26 protein-coding genes and 1 tRNA gene are annotated in these 23,846 nt (G+C 46.6%); 23 read left to right on the top strand and 4 right to left on the bottom strand.

Going from position 1 to position 23,846, the window contains the following annotated elements:
- The first annotated feature begins 5 nt into the window (after positions 1–5).
- The 14 genes from glmS (at position 6) to queC (ending at position 11,615) form a co-directional block, all read left to right on the top strand.
- Positions 6–1,853 (top strand): glutamine--fructose-6-phosphate transaminase (isomerizing), encoded by a 1,848-nt coding sequence (glmS, locus tag IT527_RS01440; protein WP_292965497.1) that lies wholly within the window; start codon positions 6–8, stop codon positions 1,851–1,853.
- Between the two features lie 136 nt (positions 1,854–1,989).
- Positions 1,990–2,715 carry a YebC/PmpR family DNA-binding transcriptional regulator gene (locus IT527_RS01445; protein ID WP_292965500.1) on the top strand — a complete coding sequence of 242 codons (726 nt, stop codon included), beginning with the start codon at positions 1,990–1,992 and terminating at the stop codon, positions 2,713–2,715.
- A gap of 2 nt (positions 2,716–2,717) precedes the next feature.
- The gene (gene ruvC / locus IT527_RS01450; RefSeq protein WP_292965503.1) at positions 2,718–3,254 is read left to right on the top strand and encodes a crossover junction endodeoxyribonuclease RuvC; all 537 of its coding nucleotides are present in this window, start codon (positions 2,718–2,720) and stop codon (positions 3,252–3,254) included.
- Entirely contained in the window at positions 3,251–3,835 is a 585-nt protein-coding gene (ruvA, locus tag IT527_RS01455) for a Holliday junction branch migration protein RuvA (protein ID WP_292965506.1), read from the top strand. Before ruvC ends, ruvA begins: the two co-directional genes overlap by 4 nt.
- Before the next feature lie 21 nt (positions 3,836–3,856).
- Positions 3,857–4,897 carry a Holliday junction branch migration DNA helicase RuvB gene (ruvB, locus tag IT527_RS01460; protein ID WP_292965509.1) on the top strand — a complete coding sequence of 347 codons (1,041 nt, stop codon included), beginning with the start codon at positions 3,857–3,859 and terminating at the stop codon, positions 4,895–4,897.
- 65 nt (positions 4,898–4,962) lie between these two features.
- Positions 4,963–5,373: a tol-pal system-associated acyl-CoA thioesterase gene (gene ybgC, locus IT527_RS01465; RefSeq protein ID WP_292965511.1), complete on the top strand. Its 411-nt coding sequence runs from the start codon at positions 4,963–4,965 to the stop codon at positions 5,371–5,373.
- The gene (gene tolQ / locus IT527_RS01470) at positions 5,370–6,074 is read left to right on the top strand and encodes a protein TolQ (protein ID WP_292965513.1); all 705 of its coding nucleotides are present in this window, start codon (positions 5,370–5,372) and stop codon (positions 6,072–6,074) included. The genes ybgC and tolQ overlap by 4 nt, the downstream gene beginning before the upstream one ends.
- Entirely contained in the window at positions 6,071–6,487 is a 417-nt protein-coding gene (gene tolR, locus IT527_RS01475) for a protein TolR (protein WP_292965515.1), read from the top strand. Before tolQ ends, tolR begins: the two co-directional genes overlap by 4 nt.
- A 21-nt stretch (positions 6,488–6,508) precedes the next feature.
- On the top strand, positions 6,509–7,438 hold the full coding sequence (tolA, locus tag IT527_RS01480; RefSeq protein ID WP_292965517.1) for a cell envelope integrity protein TolA: 930 nt from the start codon (positions 6,509–6,511) through the stop codon (positions 7,436–7,438).
- Between the two features lie 41 nt (positions 7,439–7,479).
- Positions 7,480–8,754 carry a Tol-Pal system beta propeller repeat protein TolB gene (tolB, locus tag IT527_RS01485; protein ID WP_292965519.1) on the top strand — a complete coding sequence of 425 codons (1,275 nt, stop codon included), beginning with the start codon at positions 7,480–7,482 and terminating at the stop codon, positions 8,752–8,754.
- A 54-nt stretch (positions 8,755–8,808) separates the two neighbouring features.
- Positions 8,809–9,324, top strand: a complete 516-nt coding sequence (gene pal / locus IT527_RS01490) for a peptidoglycan-associated lipoprotein Pal (RefSeq protein ID WP_292965520.1) — start codon at positions 8,809–8,811, stop codon at positions 9,322–9,324.
- Complete coding sequence (gene ybgF / locus IT527_RS01495) at positions 9,324–10,151, top strand: tol-pal system protein YbgF (protein WP_292965521.1); 828 nt, start codon at positions 9,324–9,326, stop codon at positions 10,149–10,151. The genes pal and ybgF overlap by 1 nt, the downstream gene beginning before the upstream one ends.
- A gap of 120 nt (positions 10,152–10,271) precedes the next feature.
- Positions 10,272–10,907 carry a 7-carboxy-7-deazaguanine synthase QueE gene (gene queE, locus IT527_RS01500; protein ID WP_292965523.1) on the top strand — a complete coding sequence of 212 codons (636 nt, stop codon included), beginning with the start codon at positions 10,272–10,274 and terminating at the stop codon, positions 10,905–10,907.
- 21 nt (positions 10,908–10,928) lie between these two features.
- Positions 10,929–11,615: a 7-cyano-7-deazaguanine synthase QueC gene (gene queC / locus IT527_RS01505; protein ID WP_292965525.1), complete on the top strand. Its 687-nt coding sequence runs from the start codon at positions 10,929–10,931 to the stop codon at positions 11,613–11,615.
- A gap of 18 nt (positions 11,616–11,633) precedes the next feature.
- On the opposite strand, the gene IT527_RS01510 is transcribed toward queC, so the two are convergent.
- Entirely contained in the window at positions 11,634–11,987 is a 354-nt protein-coding gene (locus tag IT527_RS01510; protein WP_292965527.1) for a dihydroneopterin aldolase, read from the bottom strand.
- Between the two features lie 420 nt (positions 11,988–12,407).
- The gene (locus IT527_RS01515; RefSeq protein WP_292965530.1) at positions 12,408–13,187 is read right to left on the bottom strand and encodes a hypothetical protein; all 780 of its coding nucleotides are present in this window, start codon (positions 13,185–13,187) and stop codon (positions 12,408–12,410) included.
- A gap of 621 nt (positions 13,188–13,808) precedes the next feature.
- On the opposite strand from IT527_RS01515, the gene plsY reads away from it, so the two are divergent.
- Positions 13,809–14,411: a glycerol-3-phosphate 1-O-acyltransferase PlsY gene (gene plsY, locus IT527_RS01520; protein WP_292965533.1), complete on the top strand. Its 603-nt coding sequence runs from the start codon at positions 13,809–13,811 to the stop codon at positions 14,409–14,411.
- Between the two features lie 6 nt (positions 14,412–14,417).
- On the opposite strand, the gene tsaD is transcribed toward plsY, so the two are convergent.
- The gene (tsaD, locus tag IT527_RS01525) at positions 14,418–15,437 is read right to left on the bottom strand and encodes a tRNA (adenosine(37)-N6)-threonylcarbamoyltransferase complex transferase subunit TsaD (RefSeq protein WP_292965536.1); all 1,020 of its coding nucleotides are present in this window, start codon (positions 15,435–15,437) and stop codon (positions 14,418–14,420) included.
- A 250-nt stretch (positions 15,438–15,687) separates the two neighbouring features.
- On the opposite strand from tsaD, the gene rpsU reads away from it, so the two are divergent.
- From rpsU to IT527_RS01555, 6 genes are all read left to right on the top strand, one after another.
- Entirely contained in the window at positions 15,688–15,900 is a 213-nt protein-coding gene (gene rpsU / locus IT527_RS01530; RefSeq protein ID WP_011110871.1) for a 30S ribosomal protein S21, read from the top strand.
- A 38-nt stretch (positions 15,901–15,938) separates the two neighbouring features.
- Positions 15,939–16,385 (top strand): GatB/YqeY domain-containing protein, encoded by a 447-nt coding sequence (locus tag IT527_RS01535; RefSeq protein WP_292965550.1) that lies wholly within the window; start codon positions 15,939–15,941, stop codon positions 16,383–16,385.
- Between the two features lie 101 nt (positions 16,386–16,486).
- On the top strand, positions 16,487–18,292 hold the full coding sequence (gene dnaG / locus IT527_RS01540; RefSeq protein WP_292965553.1) for a DNA primase: 1,806 nt from the start codon (positions 16,487–16,489) through the stop codon (positions 18,290–18,292).
- A 180-nt stretch (positions 18,293–18,472) separates the two neighbouring features.
- The gene (rpoD, locus tag IT527_RS01545; RefSeq protein ID WP_292965556.1) at positions 18,473–20,722 is read left to right on the top strand and encodes an RNA polymerase sigma factor RpoD; all 2,250 of its coding nucleotides are present in this window, start codon (positions 18,473–18,475) and stop codon (positions 20,720–20,722) included.
- Positions 20,723–20,783: 61 nt separating this feature from the next.
- Positions 20,784–20,860, top strand: a tRNA-Ile gene (locus tag IT527_RS01550).
- Between the two features lie 266 nt (positions 20,861–21,126).
- Positions 21,127–21,330, top strand: coding sequence for a heavy metal-associated domain-containing protein (locus IT527_RS01555; RefSeq protein WP_292965559.1), 204 nt, complete (start codon positions 21,127–21,129; stop codon positions 21,328–21,330).
- Positions 21,331–21,586: 256 nt separating this feature from the next.
- Here IT527_RS01555 and IT527_RS01560 read toward each other — a convergent pair whose 3' ends face one another.
- Positions 21,587–22,222: a c-type cytochrome gene (locus IT527_RS01560; protein ID WP_292965562.1), complete on the bottom strand. Its 636-nt coding sequence runs from the start codon at positions 22,220–22,222 to the stop codon at positions 21,587–21,589.
- A 119-nt stretch (positions 22,223–22,341) separates the two neighbouring features.
- On the opposite strand from IT527_RS01560, the gene IT527_RS01565 reads away from it, so the two are divergent.
- Complete coding sequence (locus tag IT527_RS01565) at positions 22,342–22,950, top strand: hypothetical protein (protein WP_292965563.1); 609 nt, start codon at positions 22,342–22,344, stop codon at positions 22,948–22,950.
- Positions 22,951–23,036: 86 nt separating this feature from the next.
- The gene (gene map, locus IT527_RS01570; protein WP_292965671.1) at positions 23,037–23,837 is read left to right on the top strand and encodes a type I methionyl aminopeptidase; all 801 of its coding nucleotides are present in this window, start codon (positions 23,037–23,039) and stop codon (positions 23,835–23,837) included.
- Positions 23,838–23,846 lie beyond the last annotated feature (9 nt).

Below are 23,846 nucleotides of genomic sequence, written 5' to 3' on the forward strand. Positions count from 1 at the left end.
GCGCTATGTGCGGCATTGTCGGGGCAATTGCAAAAAATAATGTAGTGCCTTTTTTGCTGGAGGGTTTATCCAAGCTTGAGTATCGTGGCTATGATTCTGCCGGAATCGTAGTTGCAGATGGTACGTTGCAAAGACTGAGGACAACAGGACGTGTTTCAGAACTGAGCAAGCTGGTCGATGCTGGAAAAACATCGGGGCTGACTGGTATCGCACACACACGATGGGCTACGCATGGTGCTCCTTCAGAACGTAATGCTCATCCCCATTTTTCTGGTGACCATAGAAAAATCGCAGTTGTTCATAATGGCATTATCGAAAACCATGAAGTTCTTCGCCAACGCTTACAGCAGGAAGGATTTAAATTTCTGTCGGATACGGATACCGAAGTAATTGCACATTTGATTTCGTTTCACCTTTGCACGACTGATGATCTGCTTGAAGCTGTCTGCCGTTCCATAGATGAGCTCCATGGGGCTTATGCAATAGCGGTCATGGAGGAATCGCGCCAGGATCGTATTATTGTTGCCAGAAATGGTGCACCACTCTTGCTGGGGGTAGATACTGACGGGATTTATGCTGCTTCTGATGCGTCAGCCTTGGTGCAGGTTACGCAGCAAATCATATATTTGGAAGAAGGGGATGTGGCGGAACTGTCCTGTGGTGGATACCGGATTCTGAATTGTCTGGATTCTGTCAGCGGACATGAGGTCGCCCGTAAAGTGACTGAAACAAGCCTGACGCGTGATGCGGTGGAACTGGGGCCGTACTCACATTTCATGCAGAAAGAAATCTTTGAGCAGCCGGTTGCTGTGGCAAATACGCTGGAAATGGTATTGAATGCGCAATCAATATCGGCTCAATTGTTTGGTAGTGAGGCACAAACGATTCTCGCGCAAACCAGGGGCGTACTGATACTTGCCTGTGGAACGAGCTATCATGCCGGCCTGGTTGCCAAATACTGGCTGGAAACAATTGCAAGAATTCCCTGTAATATCGAGATTGCCAGTGAGTATCGTTATCGTAATCCCATCGCTGATCCGGCTACGCTGGTTATCGGTATTTCCCAGTCCGGTGAAACTGCTGATACCCTGGCTGCACTCGGTTATGCAAAATCATTAGGTCACCGCTACGGTCTGGCAATATGTAACGTTCCCGAAAGTGCGCTGGTCAGACAAACAGATCTGCGTTTTCTGACACGTGCCGGCCCTGAAATCGGAGTGGCTTCCACCAAGGCATTTACGACACAATTGGCAGTTTTACTATTGTTTACTGCTGTGCTTGCAAAGATGTATGACAGGCTGTCGGTTGAAGCAGAGCAGAATATAATTGCTTCTTTACGGCATTTACCGGTTGCTATTCAGCACGCTCTTCAATGTGAATCGGAAATCAAAAAATGGGCCGGGGATTTTTCTCAGAAACACCATGCTTTGTTCCTGGGGCGGGGTGTGCATTATCCAATTGCACTGGAAGGCGCATTGAAGCTTAAGGAAATTTCATACATCCATGCTGAAGCCTATGCAGCAGGTGAGCTTAAGCACGGCCCTCTTGCGCTGGTGGATAGCGGAATGCCAGTGATTGCTATTGCCCCGAATGATGCTCTGCTGGAAAAACTGAAATCCAATTTGCATGAGGTGCGTGCACGAGGCGGGGAACTGTACGTTTTTGCCGATGCAGATTCGCGTATCGAGGAAAGTGAGGGAGTTCACATCATCAGACTGGCTGAGCATAGCGGCGTGCTCAGTCCAATCCTGCATACCATACCATTACAGTTACTGGCTTATCATGTGGCTTTGCAGAAAGGCACTGATGTTGATAAACCCAGAAATCTTGCAAAATCTGTTACGGTTGAATAGCCAGCCTGGCTGAGCGTTGCAATAAGGTATGAACGAGTCGTGGATAATCAGGATCTGAAGCCCCGGCTGCTCCGGTACTTTATACAATATTACAGGAGTGGTAGCATTCCCTCCTTTCAACGGTTGAAGGAAGTCAATGGCTGGTCATAGTAAATGGGCTAACATTAAGCATAAAAAAGCCGCACAGGATGCCAAACGAGGGAAAATCTTTACTCGTCTGATTAAGGAAATTACGGTGGCTGCCCGGTTGGGTGGTGGAGATCCAAACAGTAACCCCCGGCTGCGGCTGGCGATGGATAAGGCCTTCGGCCACAATATGCCGAAAGATAACGTCGAGCGTGCGATTAAACGAGGTTGTGGCGAGCTTGATGGTGTCAGCTATGAAGAAATTCGCTATGAGGGATATGGAATATCCGGTGCGGCGGTTATCGTTGATTGTATGACGGATAACCGCACGCGAACGGTTGCTGATGTTCGCCATGCATTTACCAAATATGGCGGTAACCTGGGGACAGATGGTTCGGTCGCGTATTTATTTAAACATTGCGGCCAGCTGCTGTTTGCGCCAGAGGTAGGTGAAGCACCGCTTCTGGAAGCTGCACTCGAAGCAGGTGCGGAAGATGTTATCAGTAATGAAGATGGCAGTCTGGAGGTGATTACTGATCCGGATACCTTCGTATCAGTCAAAGGTGCGTTGGAAAAGGCTGGTTTTAAGGCCGAGCTGGCAGAGGTAACCTGGAAACCCGAAAATGAAGTCTTGCTGCAGGGAGAGGATGCGGTCAGGATGCAAAAATTGCTGGATGCTCTGGAAGATCTTGATGATGTGCAGGATGTTTATACCTCGGCAATCCTAGATACCTGATCTTGTTATCTTCTGCTAAGGGTATTCGCATACTGGGGATTGATCCTGGTTTGCGTATCACAGGCTTTGGCATTATTGAGAAGGTCAGAAATCATCTGACCTATATTGGCAGTGGCTGTGTCGTGACCGGAGAAGCCAGTCTGCCGGATCGATTGAAAACCATCCTGGGCGGGCTCAGCGAAATCATTCAGCAGCATAACCCTGAGCAGGTTGCCGTAGAGCAGGTTTTTGTCAATATCAACCCCAAATCAACTTTGCTGCTCGGTCAGGCACGTGGTGCTGCCATTAGCGCTGCGGTTCTTCATGAGCTTTCCGTGTATGAATATACTGCCTTACAGGTCAAGCAGGCTGTAGTGGGGAATGGTCACGCTCACAAGGAACAGGTACAGGAAATGGTGATGCGATTGCTGGGTTTGGGTGAACGGCCGAGACCGGATGCAGCCGACGCGCTGGCGTGTGCTATTTGCCATGCCCATACAGGATCTGGTTTGTTGGCTCTGGGTACCCGCAGCCGCTCCAGACGGGGCAGACGTTTGTGATCGGAAGACTTACCGGCTTGTTGCTGGAAAAACATCCGCCCCTGGTGCTTATGGATGTGAATGGCGTCGGTTATGAAGTTGACGTACCGATGAGCACCTTCTGCAAATTGCCTGGTATTGGTGAGAAAGTCACACTCCATACCTACTTCTGGGTGCGTGAGGATGTGCATTCGTTGTACGGTTTTATGACGGAGCCGGAGCGCGTGTTGTTTCGCCAGCTTACAAAAATTTCCGGTATTGGCGCAAGGACAGCTTTATCAATCCTGTCCGGGTTGAGTGTCAGTGATTTACATCAGATTGTGGCGGCGCAAGATGGCGTTCGTCTGACCAGAATTCCCGGTATTGGAAAAAAGACTGCGGAGCGTCTGTTGCTGGAGTTGCGCGATAAAATCAGTTTGCCGCCGGTGCTGCCGGAGGCGGGGATAGTGGCTCAGGATACTGATAAAGATATATTCAATGCATTATCAGCACTGGGCTACAGTGACCGCGAAGCCAATTGGGCTCTCGCACAGCTGGCAGACGGTGTAACAGTGTCAGATGGCATCATGCAGTCACTCAGGCTTTTATCAAAAGTAAAATAATATTTTAGCTGGTTCTCAATCATGATTGAATCAGATCGTATTGTTACTGCCGCTCCATCTTCTCCCCAGGAAGAGGCTATGGAACGGGCACTTCGTCCCGTTCAGCTGGATGACTATGTCGGCCAGGAAAAAATCCGCGAGCAGTTAAAGATTTTTATTGAAGCAGCCAAATTAAGGCAGGACGCGCTGGATCACGTGCTGCTGTTTGGTCCGCCAGGGTTAGGTAAAACCACACTTGCCCATATTATCGCCCGTGAAATGGGGGTGAATTTACGCCAGACTTCCGGTCCGGTGCTGGAACGTGCGGGTGATCTGGCTGCCCTGCTGACTAATTTGGAGGCCAACGATATCCTGTTTATCGATGAAATTCATCGGCTTTCACCCGTTGTTGAGGAAATTCTGTATCCGGCAATGGAAGATTATCAGCTCGATATTATGATTGGTGAAGGAGCGGCGGCAAGGTCAGTCAAAATCGATTTGCCCAGTTTTACCCTGGTGGGGGCTACTACGCGCGCAGGTATGTTGACCAATCCGCTGCGAGATCGTTTTGGAATTATTTCCCGCCTGGAGTTTTACACCACTGGCGAGCTGAGTAAAATTGTTAACCGTTCCGCCGGCCTGCTCAATGTGGATATGACCGCTGATGGTGCCGGAGAAATTGCGTGCCGATCCCGGGGTACGCCGCGCATTGCTAATCGTTTACTGCGCCGGGTGCGTGACTTTGCTGAGGTGCGGGCAAATGGGCGTGTTGATCGCCAGGTGGCCGATGCGGCTTTGAAGATGCTGGACGTGGATGCTACAGGTCTGGATATACTGGACAGAAAACTGTTACTGGCTGTTCTGGAAAAATTTGGCGGCGGTCCTGTGGGGGTGGATAATCTTGCCGCGGCTATTAATGAGGAACGTGACACCATTGAGGAAGTGCTGGAGCCTTATCTCATTCAGCAGGGTTTTTTACAGCGTACACCTCGCGGCCGGATAGCAACAGCCATGACCTATCAGCATTTCGATATCGTTCCACCACGTCGGGCTGCAGCCCCGGTCCTGTTTGAGCCGGATTAAGGGCTGACAGTAATTTGCTGTAACCCATACCAGGATTGAATACCTTTGAGAGTGTTTTTATAAAGATGGAAGCAGTTTTTGTTCATCCCGTTCGCGTTTATTATCAGGATACGGATACGGGGGGCGTTGTATACCATGCGTCCTACCTTAATTTCATGGAGCGTGCTCGCTACGAATGGTTGCGTGAGCTGGGATTCACGGTGGATACCATGATTCGGTCGCACAAAATGATTTTTCTGATTCGTTCGCTTAGCATCGAATATTTCAGACCGGCGGTATTGGATGATCTGCTGGATATCACCGTTAAAACGGTTGAAATTGGCAGAAGCCGGATCACGCTGCAGCAGCAGATTATGCGGGAACAAGGTACACTTGCCAGCGCTACTGTTCATGCAGTGTGTGTTGGAGCAGACACACTGAAACCAATCAGTATCCCGGCGCCACTTCGTCAAAAAATTGAGAAACAGCCATCATGAGTAAAGCAATTACCCAGGATTTGTCATTTTTTCATCTTGTTGGTAGCGCAAGCCTGCCTGTTCAACTGGTTATGCTGCTGTTGCTGCTGGCTTCGTTTGTTTCCTGGTGGTTTATTTTCAGGAAACTGTTTACCCTCCGTCAGGAGATTAAGCAGACTGATGAGTTTGAAGGCATATTCTGGCGGGGGTCAGATTTGAATGCGCTTTATCAGCGGGCTGCCAATGCGCGTCATGCAGTGGGCAGTATGGAACGGATTTTTGAGGCCGGATTCCGTGAGTTTACCAAATACCAGTCAGGAGTTGATATCGGACCCATCATGGACAGCACACGTGGTGCAATGCGGGCTGTATACCAGAGAGAAATGGACAGACTTGAATCACACCTGTCATTTCTGGCAACTGTGGGATCGGTAAGTCCATATGTTGGACTGTTTGGAACAGTGTGGGGAATTATGAATGCATTTCGTGAATTATCCAATGTTGGACAGGCCACCATCGCACATGTCGCTCCAGGCATCGCTGAGGCGTTGATTGCAACAGCAATGGGACTTTTTGCCGCGATTCCGGCAGTCATTGCCTATAACCGTTACGCCAGTGATACAGCACAGCTGGCAACCCGATATGAAAGTTTTATAGAGGAAGTATCCAACGTTTTGCAGCGTCGTGTGGCTAAACCTAGGGATACGGCGAATTTTTCATGACTCAGCGGCGCAGTAAACGTCGGTTGATGAATGAGATCAATGTTGTGCCATACATTGATGTCATGCTGGTGCTGCTTATTATTTTTATGATTACAGCTCCCCTTATCCAGCCGAGTCAGGTGGAATTGCCGGAAATCGGAAAATCATCAGCCCCGCCCGCGGAGCCTTTGGAAGTTTCAATTGCCGCAAACGGAAATATTACGCTGCGTGATCGTGCCGGTGCGAATAAGGAACAGCAGGTCAGCCGCAACCAGCTGGCAGGGCTGATCAAAGCCAGGCAGGCACAAAATACCGACCAGCCTGTCGTGATTGCAGCAGATAAAAATGTCCGTTATGACGAGGTAATTCAGGTAATGGATCTGCTGCAACAGCAACAGATCCGAAAAATCGGGTTATTGACCAAATCAAAATAAATTTTAGGGTGTAATGGCGTGATGATCCGGTTACCCGGAGATAATAGTGAGCCGGGAAAAGTACGCTCGGCGTTATTGGCCCTGCTGGTACATGCTGTATTTCTCGCTTTGCTGGTGTTTGGTCTGAACTGGAAAAATGAAGCGTCGGAGGCGATGTCTGTTGATTTGTGGGCTGATTTACCCCGGCATTCTGGCAAAACTTTACCTCCTGTTGAAAGAGCAGCTCCTAAACCTGAACCCGTTAAACCACAGCCACAATCGCAGCCGCGATCACAACAAAAACCACAGTCTCAGCCTCAGCCGGTAATCAAGGTTGCGCCTCCACCTGCACGTAAGCCTGACATTGCGCTCAAGGATAAAGCAGAAAAACCCCAGCCTGAAGAAGAAGTAAAAAAACCGGAACCGGTAAAAAAAGAAGTGCCGAAAGAGAAAGAGAAACCCGTCAGGAAGCCGGCAGAAAAACCGGTACTCAGGGAAGAGGCCAGGAAACCCGAACCAAAAGTTGAACCAAAGCCGGAACCAGTTAAGAAAGAAGCGCCTAAAACCGAGCCGGTTAAAAAAGTCGAACAGAAAATAGAGAACAAGGATGACGCTCGGCAAAAGGCTGATGCACAAAAACAGGCACAGCAACAGGCAAGTGAGGCAGCGGCAGCACAGGCTAAGGCTAATGGTGAAATCGATAAATATAAAGCTATGATTCAGGCCAAGATACGCAGCCGGATCATCATGCCGCCTGATTTGCCGGGTGATCCATTTGTTGAATTCTCAGTAACTTTATTACCAGGTGGGGATGTCCTGGCGGTGACTTTGCGTAAATCGAGCGGTTACACTGTTTTTGATGAAGCGGTGGAGAGAGCAATTTATCTGGCAAAACCTTTACCATTACCGCCGGATTCGGGGTTATTCAATGCATTCAGGAACCTGGATCTTAAGGTTTACTACCGTGAATAGTTTTAACCTGCATTTATAAACACGTTGTGGTGAGAGTTGATATGCGTAATTTTTTATTTTGCACGAGTGTGCTTGTGTTGTTATGGGTCAGTACACCGTTACAGGCTGCGCTTAATATTGAAATTTTTGGAGGAGGCGGTAATAAAATCCCGATTGCTGTTGCGCCTTTTAATGGAGAAAGAGGGCTGTCGCAGAATATTTCAGCAATTGTGTCAGCTGATCTGGAGCGTACCGGGTTATTCAAACTGATTGATGCGACTGGCCTGATTTCGCAAGAGCCCGATCAGATCAGGTACCTTGACTGGCAAAGCCGTGGTGCAAGCGCACTGGTTGTCGGTAGTGTTTCCATGCTGCCGGATGGGCGGGCGGATATTCGTTTCCGTTTGCTGGATATTGTCAAACAGGTGCAGCTGACAGGATTTAGCGGTGCTGTTACTTCAGAACAGCTGCGTGCTTTTGCACATCGGGTTGCAGATATCGTGTATGAAACGCTAACGGGTGAGCCAGGTGTATTCAGTACCCGGATCGCCTTTATCAAAAAACAGGGAAACCGGTATGCGTTGCAGGTATCGGATTATGATGGGTTCAATGCGCGTTCACTGATTGAATATACCGAGCCGATTATTTCTCCGGCATGGTCACCTGATGGCGGCAGAATTGCTTACACTTCCTTTGAAAAGAAAAAACCGGTGGTGTATGTACAGGTGCTGGCAACCCGAGAGCGTAAAGCAGTGGCTAATTTTAAGGGAAGCAACAGTGCGCCAGTGTGGTCACCTGACGGCAGCAAGCTGGCTGTTGTTCTGACATTACACGGCGGATCGCAGATTTATCTGATCAATGCGGATGGCAGTGGGTTGCAGCGGATTTCGCAGAGCCCGGGGATTGATACCGAGCCGAGTTTCTCCCCGGATGGCAGGTGGCTGATGTTTACTTCTGACAGAGGAGGGAGTCCGCAAATATACCGTATGCCGGTATCTGGAGGGACGGCAGAGAGGCTGACTTTTGAGGGTGATTACAACGTCAGTCCGCGTTACAGTACGGATGGGAAGCGGTTTGTTTATATTCACAGGAATGCCGGCCGGTTCAGTGTTGCCGTACAGGATTTATCGACTCGTCAGATGCAGTTGCTAACGGACTCTAACTTTGATGAATCTCCCAGCTTCTCCCCCAATAACCGTATGATTCTGTACACAACTGAAATAGGTGGACGTGGTATATTGTCCATCGTCTCAAGTGATGGCCAGGTGAAAAGCCGCCTCTCCCGGGAAACGGGAAATATCCGGGGAGCGGTGTGGGGGCCGTTGCTGAAACAGTAATAATGTGAGGGAAAATCCCGGAAGGTATGCGTTAATTAATTTTTATGGTGAGAAATGAAAAAAATCTTTGCAGTACTGGTTATTTGCCTGTTGTCAGCGTGTGCTAGCGATAATACTCAGCAATCTTCCGATGTCGAGGATCATTCCTATGGCAGAGAAGGTGAAGGTACGAAAGGTGATGCAGGTTCGGGTGGATTTGGTATGAACCCTCTTCAGGATCCCAACAACATACTGTCTCATCGCAGTGTTTACTTTGATTTTGACAGCTATACGGTGAAGGGTGAGTACCGTGACCTGATTCTGGCGCATGCAGCTTACCTGCGTGATAACACCAATGCGCAGGTACTGCTGCAAGGTAATACTGACGAGCGTGGAAGTCGGGAATATAACCTCGCTCTCGGGCAGCGTCGTGCAAACAGTGTAAGGGATGTTCTGCTGTTATCCGGTGCTCGTGATCAGCAGGTTGAAGCAGTCAGCCTGGGTGAAGAAAAGCCGCGTGCGCTGGGAAATGATGAATCGGCCTGGGCTGAAAACCGTCGCACTGATATTCTCTATCAGGGAGAGTATTAATGTTTTTGCGCGCTTTCCTGCTATTACTTTTGTTTAGCTGTGGTGTTGCGCAGGCGGCGCTGTTCAGTGATTCTGAAACGCGCGAACAGCTGGAAGCATTGCGTACAAAAGTACAGGAGATGGAAGCGCGCATGCAGCGCACTGAAGAGGTGCTCATGGGGCAGGCTTTAATTGAGCTGCATACCCAGGCAGAGAACCTGAAAATGGAAATGGGGAAGCTGCGGGGGCAAATAGAGGTTTTGGAGGATGAAAATCGGACATTGCGTAAACAGCAAAAGGATTTTTATCTGGATCTCGATAACCGGTTGCGTCAGGTTGAGCCCGGTTCTACAGGAATTCCGGCATCAGAAGCCGGAATTCCTGCTTCACCATTAGAATCACCGGTTGCTGATACCAGAGACGGCAAAGGGGCCGTTGCCAAAAAATCTGTGGTTATTCTGCAATTACCGGATACAGTACAGCGCGGTCGCTACGATGCAGCTTATGCATCAGTTAAAAACGGTGATTATTCCGGTGCGATTACCGGTTTTGAAAATTTTTTAGCACAATATCCTCAGTCTGCACTTGCTCCCTCTGCCGCCTATTGGATTGGAAATGCATATTACGCACTGAGGGATTTTGATAAGGCGATTGCTGCCCAGCAACGATTAATCAGCACTTACCCGGATAGCCCTAAAATTCCAGATGGGCTTCTTAATATGGCAAGCAGCCAAATTGAAATTGGGCAGAAAGCTGCTGCCAGGAAAACACTGGAAAATCTGATTACAACCTATCCAGGTACTGAGGCGGCAATGAAAGCCAAACAGCGCCTGGGATCTCTGAAATAAATCTCGAAGTAAATTTTGGGACTGAGCTGGCTGTAATTACCAAAATTTAGCCTGGTTTATGTCATATCATTAAGTTTTCTTCTATAACAGAGGGAAATTCCCGTTCCGTTAAAATCACGGATGTTACGAATTACAGAAATTTTCTATTCGCTTCAGGGGGAGACCAGTCGGATGGGTCTGCCTACCGTATTTGTACGCCTGACCGGGTGCCCGTTGCGTTGCGGATACTGCGATACTGCTTACGCTTTTTCTGGTGGAAAAAATATGAGCGTCAGCGAAATTATGGAAGCGGTGGTTTCATATTCTCCTCATTATGTCACTGTAACTGGTGGTGAACCGCTGGCACAGGTAAACAGTCTGGCTTTACTGACAGCATTGTGTGATCAGGGATATTCTGTATCCCTTGAAACCAGTGGAGCACTGGATATATCTCGGGTTGACACACGTGTATCGAGAATAGTGGATATCAAAACACCAGGTTCAGGTGAAATGGAAAAAAACCATTGGGAGAATCTTACCCGCCTGACCGCTCATGACGAGATCAAGTTTGTGCTGTGTGATAAAGCAGATTACGATTGGGCAAGACAAAAACTCCTGGAATTGGAGCTGGATACAATTTGTCCGGTCTTGTTTTCTCCGGCCTACAACCAGCTTGGGCCGGCAGATCTTGCTGCCTGGATTTTGCATGATCGGTTGCCGGTTCGTTTACAGCTTCAGTTACACAAGTTGCTCTGGGGAGAATGTGTTGGCAGGTGAAATTGCGGACAAGCTGGATTCATGAAGAAAGCGGTTGTATTGTTATCGGGGGGCATGGATTCTGCTACAACGCTTGCTATTGCCCGACAGAACGGGTTTGCCTGTTATGCCCTCAGTGTCGATTACGGCCAGCGCCATGCTGCTGAACTGGTTGCGGCGGCTCGAATCGGTCAATCCCTGCAGGTCAGTGATCACCAGTTTCTCAAACTGGATCTGACTGTCCTGGCCAGTTCCGCATTAACCGATCTTTCTGCTACTGTACCAGTGCATGGCGCCAGTATCGGCATACCGGTAACCTATGTGCCTGCCCGGAACACCATTATGCTGTCATTGGCTTTAGCCTGGGCTGAAGTATTAGACAGCCAGGATATTTTTATTGGTGTAACAGCTGTTGATTATTCCGGCTATCCTGATTGTCGACCGGATTATGTCGACGCATTTGAAAAAATGGCAAATTTGGCCACGAAAACCGGAAGAGAAGGGAAAAGATTGACGATACACGCGCCTTTGGTTGATTTATCCAAATGTGAAATTATCCGGCGTGGTGTAGAACTGGGAATAGATTACGGGTTGACAGTCTCCTGCTACCAGGCAGATGAAGCCGGGCTTGCTTGCGGCCAGTGTGATGCATGCTATATCCGGCGAGCAGGTTTTGAGGCGGCGAACATTCCTGACCCTACGCTTTATCAGGATAAACAGATGGTGTGAGGCGGAAAAGGGGGCACGTTACTGCCGGCTGCGCTCAATACAGATACCAAGCTGTTTCACCCCGGGGATGACACCCAGCTTTGCCGCACTGACTTTTACCCAGGGTGAATTGAATTCATCCAGGATTAACCGGGCAATTTTTTCTGTCAGCATTTCAAGTAAAGAAAAATGTTGCTGATTGAGCATGGTGCTGATTCGATAGACAACTTGAGCATAATCCAGTGCATCTTCAATACGATCACTCTTGCCGGCCTGTTGAGAAGGCAGGGCAATCTCGATATTCAATTCAATGGTTTGCGGAATTTTCCTTTCCCAGGGGTAAATGCCGATCAATGTTTTAATTCTGAATTCTTTAAGAAAGATGATATCCATGAAAAGATTCCGGGTTGGCCTGGCATCACGGGCAATACCCGGCCTGTATAATTTTAATTGGGCTCAGGAGAAGTATTTTAGAACAGGCAATACCTGTTTTCGCTAGTTATCTCAGTAAGTTGCCATACCTTGACCGGCATTCTGCTACCTAAGATCTGAAAAGGGTTATTGCTGTTATTCGTTAAGAAAATCTAGCGGCTACTGGAATATGAACAAGAACCTGTTAAGTAGTCCTAAAAGAGTAGTTTTGCTGTTGTCCAGTATTTTATTGCTGATATATGTACTTCTTTTTTATAAAGAAGATCAGCTGAAAGAGTTATTTAAGCTAACTAAACCCGATCGTATTTCAGTACTCTACTTAAATCTTTTGTTAAATGCTAATCCAGATAATGATGGTTTGCGGCTGGAGCTTGCCAGGCATTATATAAATTTGCGTGAGGATAATATTGCGCGAATCGAACTAAATAAAATTGTGGAAAAACCTAATTTTAATGCTTCTTTTATAACGGGATCATCCGGACTTGCAATAAGAGAATCTCCACCAATGTACGCAACAGGTTGAGGTATAAGTTTCTTTTCGGGGTCAGTCATATAAAGTGATGCAGCCTGTACATTGGCGTAATCAGAAAAAATCCTGAGTATGTTGAGCCCAATATCAGGAAGTGACTCCTCTTTATTTGCTGTTAAAGAGAAGATCTTTCTTTCCAGATCAGACAGAGTCAAACGTAAGCTTTTTGTCTGACTGGCGAGGTGTTGCTCTAAATAGTAATGTGAGCTTTTGATTAAATTATATGAACGTGAAAAATTCTCCATTCTTGTTTTAATATAATTAAACTCATACTTTATTGCGGTTATTTTTCGGTTCCAGAATTCATAAAATTCAGATGAAATAAATGCAATGATCACCAGGCCAAGAACAGTTTCTTTTGGAAAATCAAATGGCTGCGGCCATTTCAGGTATAGGGCAAAAGTAATAGAACTAATTATTAGTGAAGTTGTAACCAGGCCATATAAAAATCCATACCGTAGACAAATCAGTACTGGAGCAACAATGAGCCATGGAAAATGATTCTGTAAAAATAAAGGGTCTAACGGATCAATTAAATAACCGATAGCAATAAAAGAAAACGGCAAAACAATAGATTCGCTCCATTTTATTGCACTGGTCCTTGCAGATGAATCAAGGGGGAATATCTTCATTTTTTTGTTCAGTAAAGTTATCTGGAGTCTTGGGAAGCTAAAGCGACTGAATTCGTAAAAATTTGAGTAACTGAAGATATGAGTTATCGCAACGATAATTAAATCGAAATTCAGTTTCTTTCTTCAGATGCGGTCAAGCATGTGTTTGGCGATGCCGTCAGGCAACGTTGTATAGCTTCAGAAAGATTCAGTATCATTGATATACTGCTTACCGTTAATAACCTTATTTCTCCCATAATATGCGGAAGTGCCCTTATCAAAACCGGTGTCAATCGGCTCATTCATGTTTGCCCTGTATACGATGCGGGCCAGGGCACAACTCATCTGCTTCTGCCAGACCTTGCAGGGGCGATCCTAATTCGTAAGACTCAGCAATCTGTCGGCAAATTTTCAGAAAAACAGATACAGATCACGCCGAGATATTTGCCAATTCAGCAGTACTTGTCACTGTAAAATCAAGGAGAAAAACAGCACGCGGAGTTTTGCCTCCTGATTTTAGAACATTTACATATTTACAGTACCTGTTTTTTACTAACTACCTCGGGAAACCATCACGCTTTAATCAATGGTTTTCTTTTCTTAAGACCTTTTTATTTTATTTGTTGTAATATCAATACGTTAATGATTGCAGGAGTTCTGTTTCTTTTCGCCTATCTGCTGGGTTCAATTTCTTTTGCTGTGGTGGCAAGCTGGCTGTTCAAACTCCCGGATCCGCGCAGTTACGGCTCACGGAATCCCGGGGCAACGAATGTCCTGCGTTCCGGAAAGAAAGTGGCTGCGGTAGTTACTTTACTGGGGGATGCAGGCAAGGGCTGGGCGGCAGTTGAAGTGGCAAAATACATGGAAAATGTTTACGGTTTAGGTGCGGATGCTGTTGCAGGTGCTGCGCTTGCTGTTTTTCTGGGGCATTTATTTCCTGTTTTTCTGGCATTTAAAGGAGGAAAGGGAGTTGCTACGTCAGCTGGCATACTGTTGGGGTTAAATTTTTGGTTGGGTATATTTACTATCTTAACCTGGATAATTGTCGCTCTGGTTTCACGTATTTCCTCGTTATCGGCTTTGTTATCAGCGTTACTTGCACCGTTATATGCCTGTTTTCTGCTGGATAAAGGGGTACTGACAATAACCGTATCCACTATATCAGTGCTTCTGATAATCAGGCATCGATCAAATATTACTAATCTGATTACCGGTACAGAGGCGAAGATAGGCAAGGGCAGTTAGCCTTTGTTATTGTGGTAAATCTTCCAGATTCCAGCGGGCTTTAACAGTAAAACTGCCATTTGTCCCGGGTAACTTGTTGAGCTGCTGTAAACGCAATGCGCCTGCTAATGCGATCATTGCACCATTATCCGTACAGAATTCCAGTTCCGGGAAGAAAACAGTAACACTAATTTTTGTCAGGTGGTGCAGCAGCTTTTGACGTAACCGGCTATTTGCGCCGACGCCACCTGCTACAACCAGCTGTTTTAACCCGGTGGCACTCAGGGCGGTCAGGGATTTTCTGACCAGGACATCGGTAATCGCATCTTCAAAAGCGAAGGCGATATCGGCGCGTATCTGGTTATTTGCTTCATGTCTGTTAATTAGTAAGGCTGCCGCTGTTTTTAATCCGCTGAAGCTGAAATTCAGATCATGACTGTTAAGCATGGGGCGCGGGAGCCTGAACCGGCCTGCCTGACCTTGAGCTGCCAGTTCTGCAAGCAATTTCCCGCCGGGGTAATTAAGCCCGAGTAATTTTGCTGTTTTGTCGAAAGCCTCTCCGGCAGCATCATCTACGGTTTCGCCTAATAACCGATATTGTCCAATACCATTGACCTGCATCAGCTGGGTGTGTCCTCCGGATACTAATAACGCGATAAACGGGAAATCAGGGGCGGGGTCAGATAAAAATGGTGAGAGGAGATGGCCTTCCAGATGATGGATGTTCAGTACGGGCAGATTGTGCCCAAAAGCCAGGGCACTGCTAAAACCTGCTCCAGTCAGCAGAGCACCGGCAAGCCCGGGGCCCTGTGTATAGGCGATAGCGTCAACAGCTTCCAGGGAAACATTGGATTCTCTGAACAGTTGTCTGGTGAGCGGCAATACGCGGCGGATGTGATCACGTGAAGCAAGTTCCGGTACTACACCACCGTATTCACGATGCATATTGACCTGGGAGTGCAGGGTGTGGCCAAGCAGTCCCCTTTGCGTATCATAGAGAGCCGCACCGGTTTCATCACATGAAGTTTCAATACCTAATACAAGCATTTTGTAATTTTTTTGAGAAGAGATTGGTTTGTAATAATCAAACTTTCTTTTGAAAAAAAATGATTGATGCTAAACTAACCGGATTTTTCGAGACCGGGGGAGGACAGCCGGTTTCTGGGGAAAATGGCTGACTATGCTGTTTAAAAAATTAGTGGCCTGTTTATAAATTAGTTTTAGCTGCAGGGCAATTAATTATGAGTGCACTGTGATCAGAAAACAATCAGAGGAGACCGAAAGGAATTATCACTTTATGACTACTGTTAAAGTCAAGGAAAACGAGCCATTTGAAATCGCGATGCGACGTTTTAAGCGTTCTATTGAGAAAACGGGTTTGCTGACTGAATTACGAGCCAGGGAATTTTACGAAAAACCCACAGCTGTCCGTAAGCGCAAGCATGCCGCGGCAGTAAAGCGCACCTATAAACGACTTCGCAGCCAGATGTTGCCACCCAAGTTGTATTAATTCCTTAAGTTTCTCTTGAGTATTTACCTCATCACGCCATGAATTTAAGGCAAAAAGTAACCGAAGATATGAAATCGGCTATGCGTGCAGGAGACGTAAAGCGTCGTGACGCACTACGTTTGCTGCAGGCTGCGTTAAAACAAAAAGAGGTTGATGAGCGAGTTGAGCTGGATGATGCCGCCGTGGTTGCTGTGATAGAGAAGATGCTTAAACAGCGTCGGGATTCCATTGCACAATATGAGGCGGCAGGGCGTCAGGATCTGGCTGATATTGAGAAATTTGAAGTGGAGATTCTTCAGGTTTACATGCCTGATGCGCTAAGTGATGCAGAGCTTAATACAATAATTGATGAAGTGATTACTTCAATCGGAGGAGACGGATCTCCAAAAATTGGAGAAGTTATGGCGCTGATTAAGCCCAAAGTTGCAGGCCGGGCAGACATGGGAAAAGTTTCTCAGCTGATTAAAATAAAAATTACTGGTTAGTGGGTAGAACTGCCGGCTTTGTTTTTCTCGTGGATCACTCCGGGAGTGAGTGATTTCAGGTGATGTTAAATTGGAGCAATTCTTTCTAATCTGGCTGATAAATGATTGAACAATCGTTTATCCAGGAGTTGCTGGATCGTGTCGATATTGTTGATGTCATTGGGCGACATCTTCAGCTTAAAAAAGCGGGTGCAAATTTTACGGCCTGCTGTCCTTTTCATAACGAAAAAACCCCTTCCTTTACCGTAAATTCATCCAGGCAGTTTTATCATTGCTTTGGTTGTGGCAAACACGGAAATGTCATTAGCTTTCTGATAGAACACAATGGGTTTAGTTTTGTCGAAGCAGTTGAAAATCTTTCGGCGCTGGCGGGTATGCAGATGCCTTCCAGGGAAAATGTGCATCTAAACTCATCCGGATCTGATAAAGCTTTGTCAGGCAAGGCCAGGGGGGGGGGTACACAGTCTGAAGCCAGCTTTTCCTCATCTGGTTTATACGAACGAATGGAACAGGCAGCTAAATTTTATCGGGCACAACTCAAGCAGTCTGAACCAGCGATTACTTACCTGAAGAGTCGGGGTGTATCAGGACAAACCGCTTTGCGCTTCGGGGTCGGATATGCGCCGCCCGGTTGGCAAAATCTCTCAGAGGTTTTTACCGATTATCCTGCTGATGATCCTGACCACCCGCTGGTGCAGACAGGGCTGGTTGTGGCGCATGATGGCAAGAAAAATTATGATCGCTTTCGTCATCGGATCATGTTCCCTATTCTGAATCGTAAAAAGAAAATAGTGGGGTTCGGGGGAAGGGCGCTGGACGGGGGCGAACCCAAATATCTGAATTCACCGGAAACGCCATTATTTATCAAAGGTCGGGAGCTCTATAATCTGGCATCTGCCGGCCCGGCAATCCGAAAATCCGGCCGGCTGGTCGTGGTTGAGGGCTATATGGATGTGGTGATGCTGGTGCAAAACGGTATCGAGTATGTGGTGGCTACGCTGGGTACCGCAACAACGGCGATGCATATACAGCAGTTTTTGCGCCATACCGATGAGGTAATTTTTTGTTTTGACGGCGATGCGGCGGGAATTAAAGCTGCTTGGCGAGCTCTGGAAACCAGTCTGTCGCAACTGAAGGATGGAAAAGATATCAGATTTTTATTTCTGCCGGATAAAGAAGATCCGGATAGTTACATTCGTAAACATGGTCAAATTGCATTTGAAAAATTATTAGAGAAGGCTCAGCCGTTATCAGTGCTTTTTTGTAATGAGTTAAGCAGTCGGGTAAATCTCGGTACAAGTGAGGGCCGTGCTCGATTGATTCAGCAGGCAGGGCCTTTGCTGGCACAGATTAATGCGCCTGTATTGAGGTTTATGTTGATGAAGCGTATTTCCGAGCTGGCTGGTGTGGATCAGGGCCAGTTGGCGATATTCCTTAAGACAGGCGGGAAAAATCAGTCTTCTGTATCTCGCCCTGAAGTATCCAGACCATTATCTGTTACCCCTTATCGCAGACTGATCCAGATTTTGCTGCATGCCCCGGATTATGTAAACAGACTGGATATGACTGTTCTTGCAACGAATAATGAGAAAAATACCGAAAAAGAACTGCTGATCACCCTGGTGAATTTTTTAAAAAATTTATCCCGTTCTTCTGAGGAGGAATTGAATGCGGTGGCGATTATGTTGCATTTTGATCAGACCCCTCATCGGGCTTTGTTGGAAGAAATAGCCCGAGATGCGTATGTAAAAGATGAAAACTGGAATATTGATGCTGAATTTGTCGGAGGAGTGGAACGATTGCGGGAGGTACAGCGAAAATCAAGAATGGGCGAATTGCATAGTAAACCGCTCGCTTCCCTAACCCCGGAAGAAAAAAATGAGTTACGTCAGCTGATGCTTTCATAATTTCCTGGAATTATATTTTATGAGGCAGAAGATTATTTCTGTTTCTGGTAAATATTAAAGCAGGAAAATGAAGAGTGGTTGATTGTAGCTACACCTGCTTATGTTAAAAATAAGCTGAAAAATTCGGTATAATTAAAAGCTTTCTGTTTGATTTGTCTCTAGTCTTAATGGGTGCTCTGTATGGCAAAAGCGAAAGTGTCGGGATCGGCAAAAAAAAGTATTACTACATCTACAGAAGCGACTGAAATAAAAAGCAGTAAATCGCGAACATCTGCTGCAGATACAGGGAGGAAGGTGGCTAATAAAAACACCAGAAATACGCTTAAAGCTGAGACAGGGAGTGTTTCTGTCAAGAAAGAGGCGGTTGCTGCTTCCAGGAAGAAATCTGTTAAAACAGCCAAGCCGGATAGTGATTCCGTGACTCCAGTGGAGCAGGATATGTTGCCCGCTATGGAGGTTCCGGAAGATATTGGGGCGACTGATGAAATCCCGGAGAAAATAAAATTAAGCAAAAAAAGTAAAAATACCCTGTCAGAAAAACAAATTGTTAATTTGAGTGAAGGGGCATCAGTGTCGTCTGGTGACGATATTGAATTGCGCAGGATGCGTTTAAAGAAATTGATCATGCAGGGCAAGGAGCGTGGCTACCTGACTTACTCGGAGATCAATGATCATTTGCCGGATGACATGCTGGATGCCGATCAGATTGAAGGCATTATTAGCATGATCAACGATATGGGTATTTCCGTCCATGACGAGGCGCCTGATGCGGAAGCATTGCTGATGTCAGATTCCGCAACAGCGGTAACGGATGAAGATGTCGTGGAAGAAGCAGAAGCAGCGCTTTCCAGTGTGGATTCAGAATTTGGCCGCACGACTGATCCGGTACGGATGTATATGCGTGAAATGGGTTCAGTGGAGTTACTGACACGAGAAAGCGAAATAGAAATTGCTAAACGTATTGAGGATGGTTTACGGCACATGATTCAGGCTATTTCAGCCTGTCCGACGATCATAGAAAATATTCTTGGATTGGCTGCAGATGTGGAGGAAGGTCGGTTACGTGCAGATGAACTGGTCGATGGTTTCCTGGATGATGAAGCAGAGGAAATTATGGGTAAGGAGCTGTCTGAAGAACCACTGGATCAGGATTTTGATTCAGATGATACGGAAGACGAGCGACTGGCGGCGGCTAGTGCTGATATGCTGAGAATGAAAGCCGAGGTGCTGGAGCGTTTTGCTGCTATTCGTCAAACCTACGAGAGCATGCGAAAGATCATCGATAAAAAAGAGGGCCGTCAGGATAAAAAATATAAACAGCTGCAGGAAAAAATTTCTACTGAGCTGATGGCGATGCGTTTCTCTGCCAAGATGGTCGAGAAGTTATGTGATACACAGCGTGATATTGTCAACGATATTCGTAGTTGCGAGCGAAAAATTGCTGAATTGTGTGTCACACGAGCAGGGATGCCGCGGAATTACTTTATCAAGGTGTTTCCGGGTAATGAAACCAATATTGATTGGGTCAATTCAGAAATCGAGTCTGGTCAATCGTACAGTCAGTCACTTGAGCATTTTCGTCCCGCCATAATGGAGCAGCAGCAAAAAATGCTCGAACTGCAGAAGCAGGCCAGTCTTCCGATAAAGGAACTCAAGGAAATTAATCGTCGTATGACGACTGGTGAAGCCAAGGCACGTCGGGCAAAACGTGAAATGACGGAAGCTAATTTACGTTTGGTTATATCAATTGCCAAGAAGTATACTAACCGCGGGTTGCAGTTTCTTGATTTGATTCAGGAAGGTAACATCGGGTTGATGAAGGCTGTTGATAAATTTGAGTATCGGCGCGGATATAAATTCTCAACCTATGCAACGTGGTGGATTCGTCAGGCAATTACACGTTCCATTGCTGATCAGGCTCGTACTATCCGTATCCCGGTGCACATGATTGAGACGATTAATAAAATGAATCGTATCTCCCGTCAGATTCTGCAGGAAACCGGGCAAGAGCCGGAACCGGCAGTACTGGCTGAAAAAATGGAAATGCCAGAAGAAAAAATTAGGAAGATTCTTAAAATATCGAAAGAACCAATTTCGATGGAAACTCCAATTGGGGATGACGAAGATTCCCATTTGGGAGATTTTATTGAGGATGCCTCAACTATGGAGCCGGCAGATGCCGCCGTGTATGCGGGCTTGCGTTCTGTGACAAAAGATATACTGGACTCTTTGACGCCTCGTGAAGCTAAAGTTTTGCGTATGCGTTTCGGCATTGAAATGAATACCGATCATACTTTGGAAGAAGTTGGAAGGCAGTTTGATGTAACACGTGAACGTATTCGTCAGATTGAAGCAAAAGCATTGCGTAAATTGAGGCACCCGGCCAGATCAGATCGGCTGCGCAGCTTTCTGGATAATGGGAATTCCTGAGGCAATCTGCCTGTTTCCTGATCTGGCTGATTTGATGATTATATAAAAGCTTATGTCGTTAGGGTCTGTAGCTCAGTTGGTTAGAGCAGGGGACTCATAATCCCTTGGTCGTAGGTTCAAGTCCTACCAGACCCACCAAATAAAATACCCACTTATTTATCTTCTGTCTGTCTATAAATAAGTGGGTTTTCTTTTTGACCGTAATATCCTACCATTTAAATAAAACCGGTTCGTGCGTCTTGTTGTAAACAGGGGCAGGCTTGCTGTTATCAGGCCGGGTAAGTCAAACTCTGACAGTTGATTACATCAGGTCGGGTGTCGTGAAAGTGTCGTACTGTACATCCATACCTCCGGTTTTGTTACCGGTATATGTGTGCTTATCTCAAATAAACTCAGGAATTTTTATGCCAACAACAATTATTCAAATCAAAGGAATGTCTTGCCAGGGGTGTGTCAGCAGCGTTAAAAATGTGCTGGAAAAAATACCTGGTGTCAGTCATGTTGAGGTGTCGCTTGATAAGGGGCAGGCAGTCGTTCAGCACGATGCCTCTCTAAGAAATGAAATTTTCAGTCAGACAATAAAAGGTGCTGGATTTGAGGTTATGTAGCTGCCTCATTTTTTCCGGTTCCAAATATTTTCTCTGAAGGTGTTTTTAGCCACCATGGCTGTGAACAGATTGGTACGTATTGGGTGCGCTAAGGCCTGTATTCTGTTGTGGCTAAAAAATCAAAGACTGTCGTCTGTGGTCAGTGTAGCCATCCCTGTTGCTTTATCAATTTTAGTGGAAATTATTGAAAGGCTCCAAACAGAAAGGGCCAATTCTTGTGAATTAGCCCTTTGACTGGTTTACCGACTGGCCGAAACTATCTGAGTGTGGCGATATATTCAGATACAGCTTTCATTTCCTGCTCACTCATGCGTGATACAACCGTTTGCATGGTGCTGTTCGTGTCGTTCTTGCGTACTCCCTGGCGAAATGCCTGTAACTGAGACAGGGTGTAAGCAGGATATTGCCCGTCGATTCGCGGGTAATGCGGGGGGATGCCTTGTCCATTAGGAGAATGACAGCTGGAGCAGGCCGGGATAGAATTTTCCAGATTGCCACCCTGATACAGTTTTTTTCCGGCTTCAACCAGAGATTCATCACTTACAGTACCGGATTGTGGCTTTTGCTGTGAATAAAACGCAGCAACGTTTGTTATATCTTCTTCACTCAAATTTGCTGCCATGGGTGCCATGATCTGATTGTCACGCTTGGCTGCTTCACCCTCTGCTGCCTTGAAATCATGTAATTGCTTGGCAATATACCCGGGGTACTGTCCGGCAAGGATTGGGTACAAGGGAATGGTGCTGTTGCCATCAACATTGTGGCAGCCGGCACAGATTCCAGCCGCAATTTCCTTGCCTTTTTCAACATCACCGGCAGCCGGAGTCTCGGCAGACACAAAGCCGGAAAATGTAAACGCGATTGCTGCTACAGTAGTTCCAATGAATTTCATGATCGTTATAGGGTTGTAAAATTGGTTTTTGATAAAAAACAGTAAATATCTGTGTATTCTAGCAAGATTTGTCAACTGCTGCAGTAAACGCTGCAGTCATCCGCCAGGAAATACGAGTGATGAAAAAGTTTTTTGTTTTCTTATTGCTGGCTAATATGTTTACCGCTTTCTATTTTTATAGCAGATCGGATGAGGGTGCTTCAGCACAAATATTATTGATCCATCCGGAAAAGATTAAGCTGTTGCCTGCCAGGGTTGCTTGCCTCAAATGGGGAAAACTGGCTGATCTGGTTGCGCAGTACGTTCAGACAGAGATTTCAAAATGGGAATCCGGGCAGAATCGTGTGACTGAAATAGCTGGTGACGAAATCAGTATGCATTGGGTGCATATTCCGCCATTGCGCAACGCACGAGAAATGACGAAACAGATTGAACAACTGGATAAACTGGGCATTTCATATTGGTATGTTCAGGAAAATGTAAATCACCCGTGGCATAATGCAATTTCTTTGGCTGTTTTGCCAGGCGGCGCTGATGCGGCAGCACTGATTGAGGAGCTGAAAAATAAGGGTTTGGAGCGAGTGACTGAAAGTGAACGAATCATGAAACAGTTTGAGTTTGAGTTTGAGATTCGTGACCCGACAGACCAAATCACTGAGCATATCCGGCAACTGGCGAACCGGTTTCCAGAGACAAAACTGGAAGCGGCCGAATGTGACCGCTTATAAAAAGTGTATGATAATTTTTTCTTCCTCGGATTTTTGCGGATTTTCCCGAGTTATTTTCATGATTGTTGAAACAGATTGGAGTGGGCGTGGCGGTTCATATTAAAACAGCACAGGAAATTGAGGTTATGCGTATTGCCGGAAGGCTGGCATCTGAAGTGCTGGATTATATTGAACCTTACGTGGTGCCTGGTGTAACGACCGGCGAGCTGGATGAACTGTGTCACCGCTATATGGTGGATGTGCAGAAAACGATACCAGCCCCGCTTAACTATGCTCCCCCTGGCCATAGTCCTTATCCAAAATCAATTTGTACTTCCGTTAATCATCAGGTTTGTCATGGCGTGCCAGGAGATAAAAAGCTCAAGGAAGGCGATATTGTCAATCTTGATATTACGGTGATTTATAACAGTTACCATGGTGATACCAGCCGGATGTTTTATGTCGGTGAACCATCCATTCAGGCTAAACGACTGTGTGAATTAACCTATGAGGCGATGTGGCGGGGAATTGATGAAATTCGCCCGGGTAAACGTCTGGGAGATATTGGTCACGTCATTCAGCGTCTGGCAGAGGAGGCCGGCTGCAGCGTCGTCAGGGAATTTTGCGGGCATGGTATTGGCTCAAAATTTCATGAGGATCCCCAGGTATTGCACTATGGTCGCGCCGGTACAGGGATTGAGCTTAAACCGGGCATGATCTTTACAGTCGAGCCGATGATCAATGCCGGAAAGGCAGCCATTAAGCAGCTGCCGGATGGCTGGACGGTAATCACCAAGGATCGCAGCCTGTCGGCCCAGTGGGAGCACACTATTCTGGTGACAGAAGAGGGCCATGAAGTATTGACTGTTTCATCAGGATCACCCGCCAGGCCTGTCTATCGTTTTTAAGCCGGATGA

It is taken from the genome of Nitrosomonas sp. (genome assembly GCF_020852615.1).
Taxonomy (GTDB): domain Bacteria; phylum Pseudomonadota; class Gammaproteobacteria; order Burkholderiales; family Nitrosomonadaceae; genus Nitrosomonas.

Bases quoted from the DNA above. Each gene is read 5' to 3' on its own strand.
- tolB (WP_292965519.1), top strand. From the start codon at position 7,480: ATGCGTAATTTTTTATTTTGCACGAGTGTGCTTGTGTTGTTATGGGTC.
- ybgC (WP_292965511.1), top strand. From the start codon at position 4,963: ATGGAAGCAGTTTTTGTTCATCCCGTTCGCGTTTATTATCAGGATACG.
- IT527_RS01515 (WP_292965530.1), bottom strand. From the start codon at position 13,187: ATGAAGATATTCCCCCTTGATTCATCTGCAAGGACCAGTGCAATAAAA.
- rpsU (WP_011110871.1), top strand. From the start codon at position 15,688: ATGACTACTGTTAAAGTCAAGGAAAACGAGCCATTTGAAATCGCGATG.
- dnaG (WP_292965553.1), top strand. From the start codon at position 16,487: ATGATTGAACAATCGTTTATCCAGGAGTTGCTGGATCGTGTCGATATT.
- tolQ (WP_292965513.1), top strand. From the start codon at position 5,370: ATGAGTAAAGCAATTACCCAGGATTTGTCATTTTTTCATCTTGTTGGT.
- rpoD (WP_292965556.1), top strand. From the start codon at position 18,473: ATGGCAAAAGCGAAAGTGTCGGGATCGGCAAAAAAAAGTATTACTACA.
- IT527_RS01565 (WP_292965563.1), top strand. From the start codon at position 22,342: ATGAAAAAGTTTTTTGTTTTCTTATTGCTGGCTAATATGTTTACCGCT.
- pal (WP_292965520.1), top strand. From the start codon at position 8,809: ATGAAAAAAATCTTTGCAGTACTGGTTATTTGCCTGTTGTCAGCGTGT.
- IT527_RS01445 (WP_292965500.1), top strand. From the start codon at position 1,990: ATGGCTGGTCATAGTAAATGGGCTAACATTAAGCATAAAAAAGCCGCA.
- plsY (WP_292965533.1), top strand. From the start codon at position 13,809: ATGATTGCAGGAGTTCTGTTTCTTTTCGCCTATCTGCTGGGTTCAATT.
- queE (WP_292965523.1), top strand. From the start codon at position 10,272: ATGTTACGAATTACAGAAATTTTCTATTCGCTTCAGGGGGAGACCAGT.
- tolR (WP_292965515.1), top strand. From the start codon at position 6,071: ATGACTCAGCGGCGCAGTAAACGTCGGTTGATGAATGAGATCAATGTT.
- queC (WP_292965525.1), top strand. From the start codon at position 10,929: ATGAAGAAAGCGGTTGTATTGTTATCGGGGGGCATGGATTCTGCTACA.
- glmS (WP_292965497.1), top strand. From the start codon at position 6: ATGTGCGGCATTGTCGGGGCAATTGCAAAAAATAATGTAGTGCCTTTT.
- IT527_RS01560 (WP_292965562.1), bottom strand. From the start codon at position 22,222: ATGAAATTCATTGGAACTACTGTAGCAGCAATCGCGTTTACATTTTCC.
- IT527_RS01555 (WP_292965559.1), top strand. From the start codon at position 21,127: ATGCCAACAACAATTATTCAAATCAAAGGAATGTCTTGCCAGGGGTGT.
- tolA (WP_292965517.1), top strand. From the start codon at position 6,509: ATGATCCGGTTACCCGGAGATAATAGTGAGCCGGGAAAAGTACGCTCG.
- IT527_RS01535 (WP_292965550.1), top strand. From the start codon at position 15,939: ATGAATTTAAGGCAAAAAGTAACCGAAGATATGAAATCGGCTATGCGT.
- ybgF (WP_292965521.1), top strand. From the start codon at position 9,324: ATGTTTTTGCGCGCTTTCCTGCTATTACTTTTGTTTAGCTGTGGTGTT.
- tsaD (WP_292965536.1), bottom strand. From the start codon at position 15,437: ATGCTTGTATTAGGTATTGAAACTTCATGTGATGAAACCGGTGCGGCT.
- ruvB (WP_292965509.1), top strand. From the start codon at position 3,857: ATGATTGAATCAGATCGTATTGTTACTGCCGCTCCATCTTCTCCCCAG.
- IT527_RS01510 (WP_292965527.1), bottom strand. From the start codon at position 11,987: ATGGATATCATCTTTCTTAAAGAATTCAGAATTAAAACATTGATCGGC.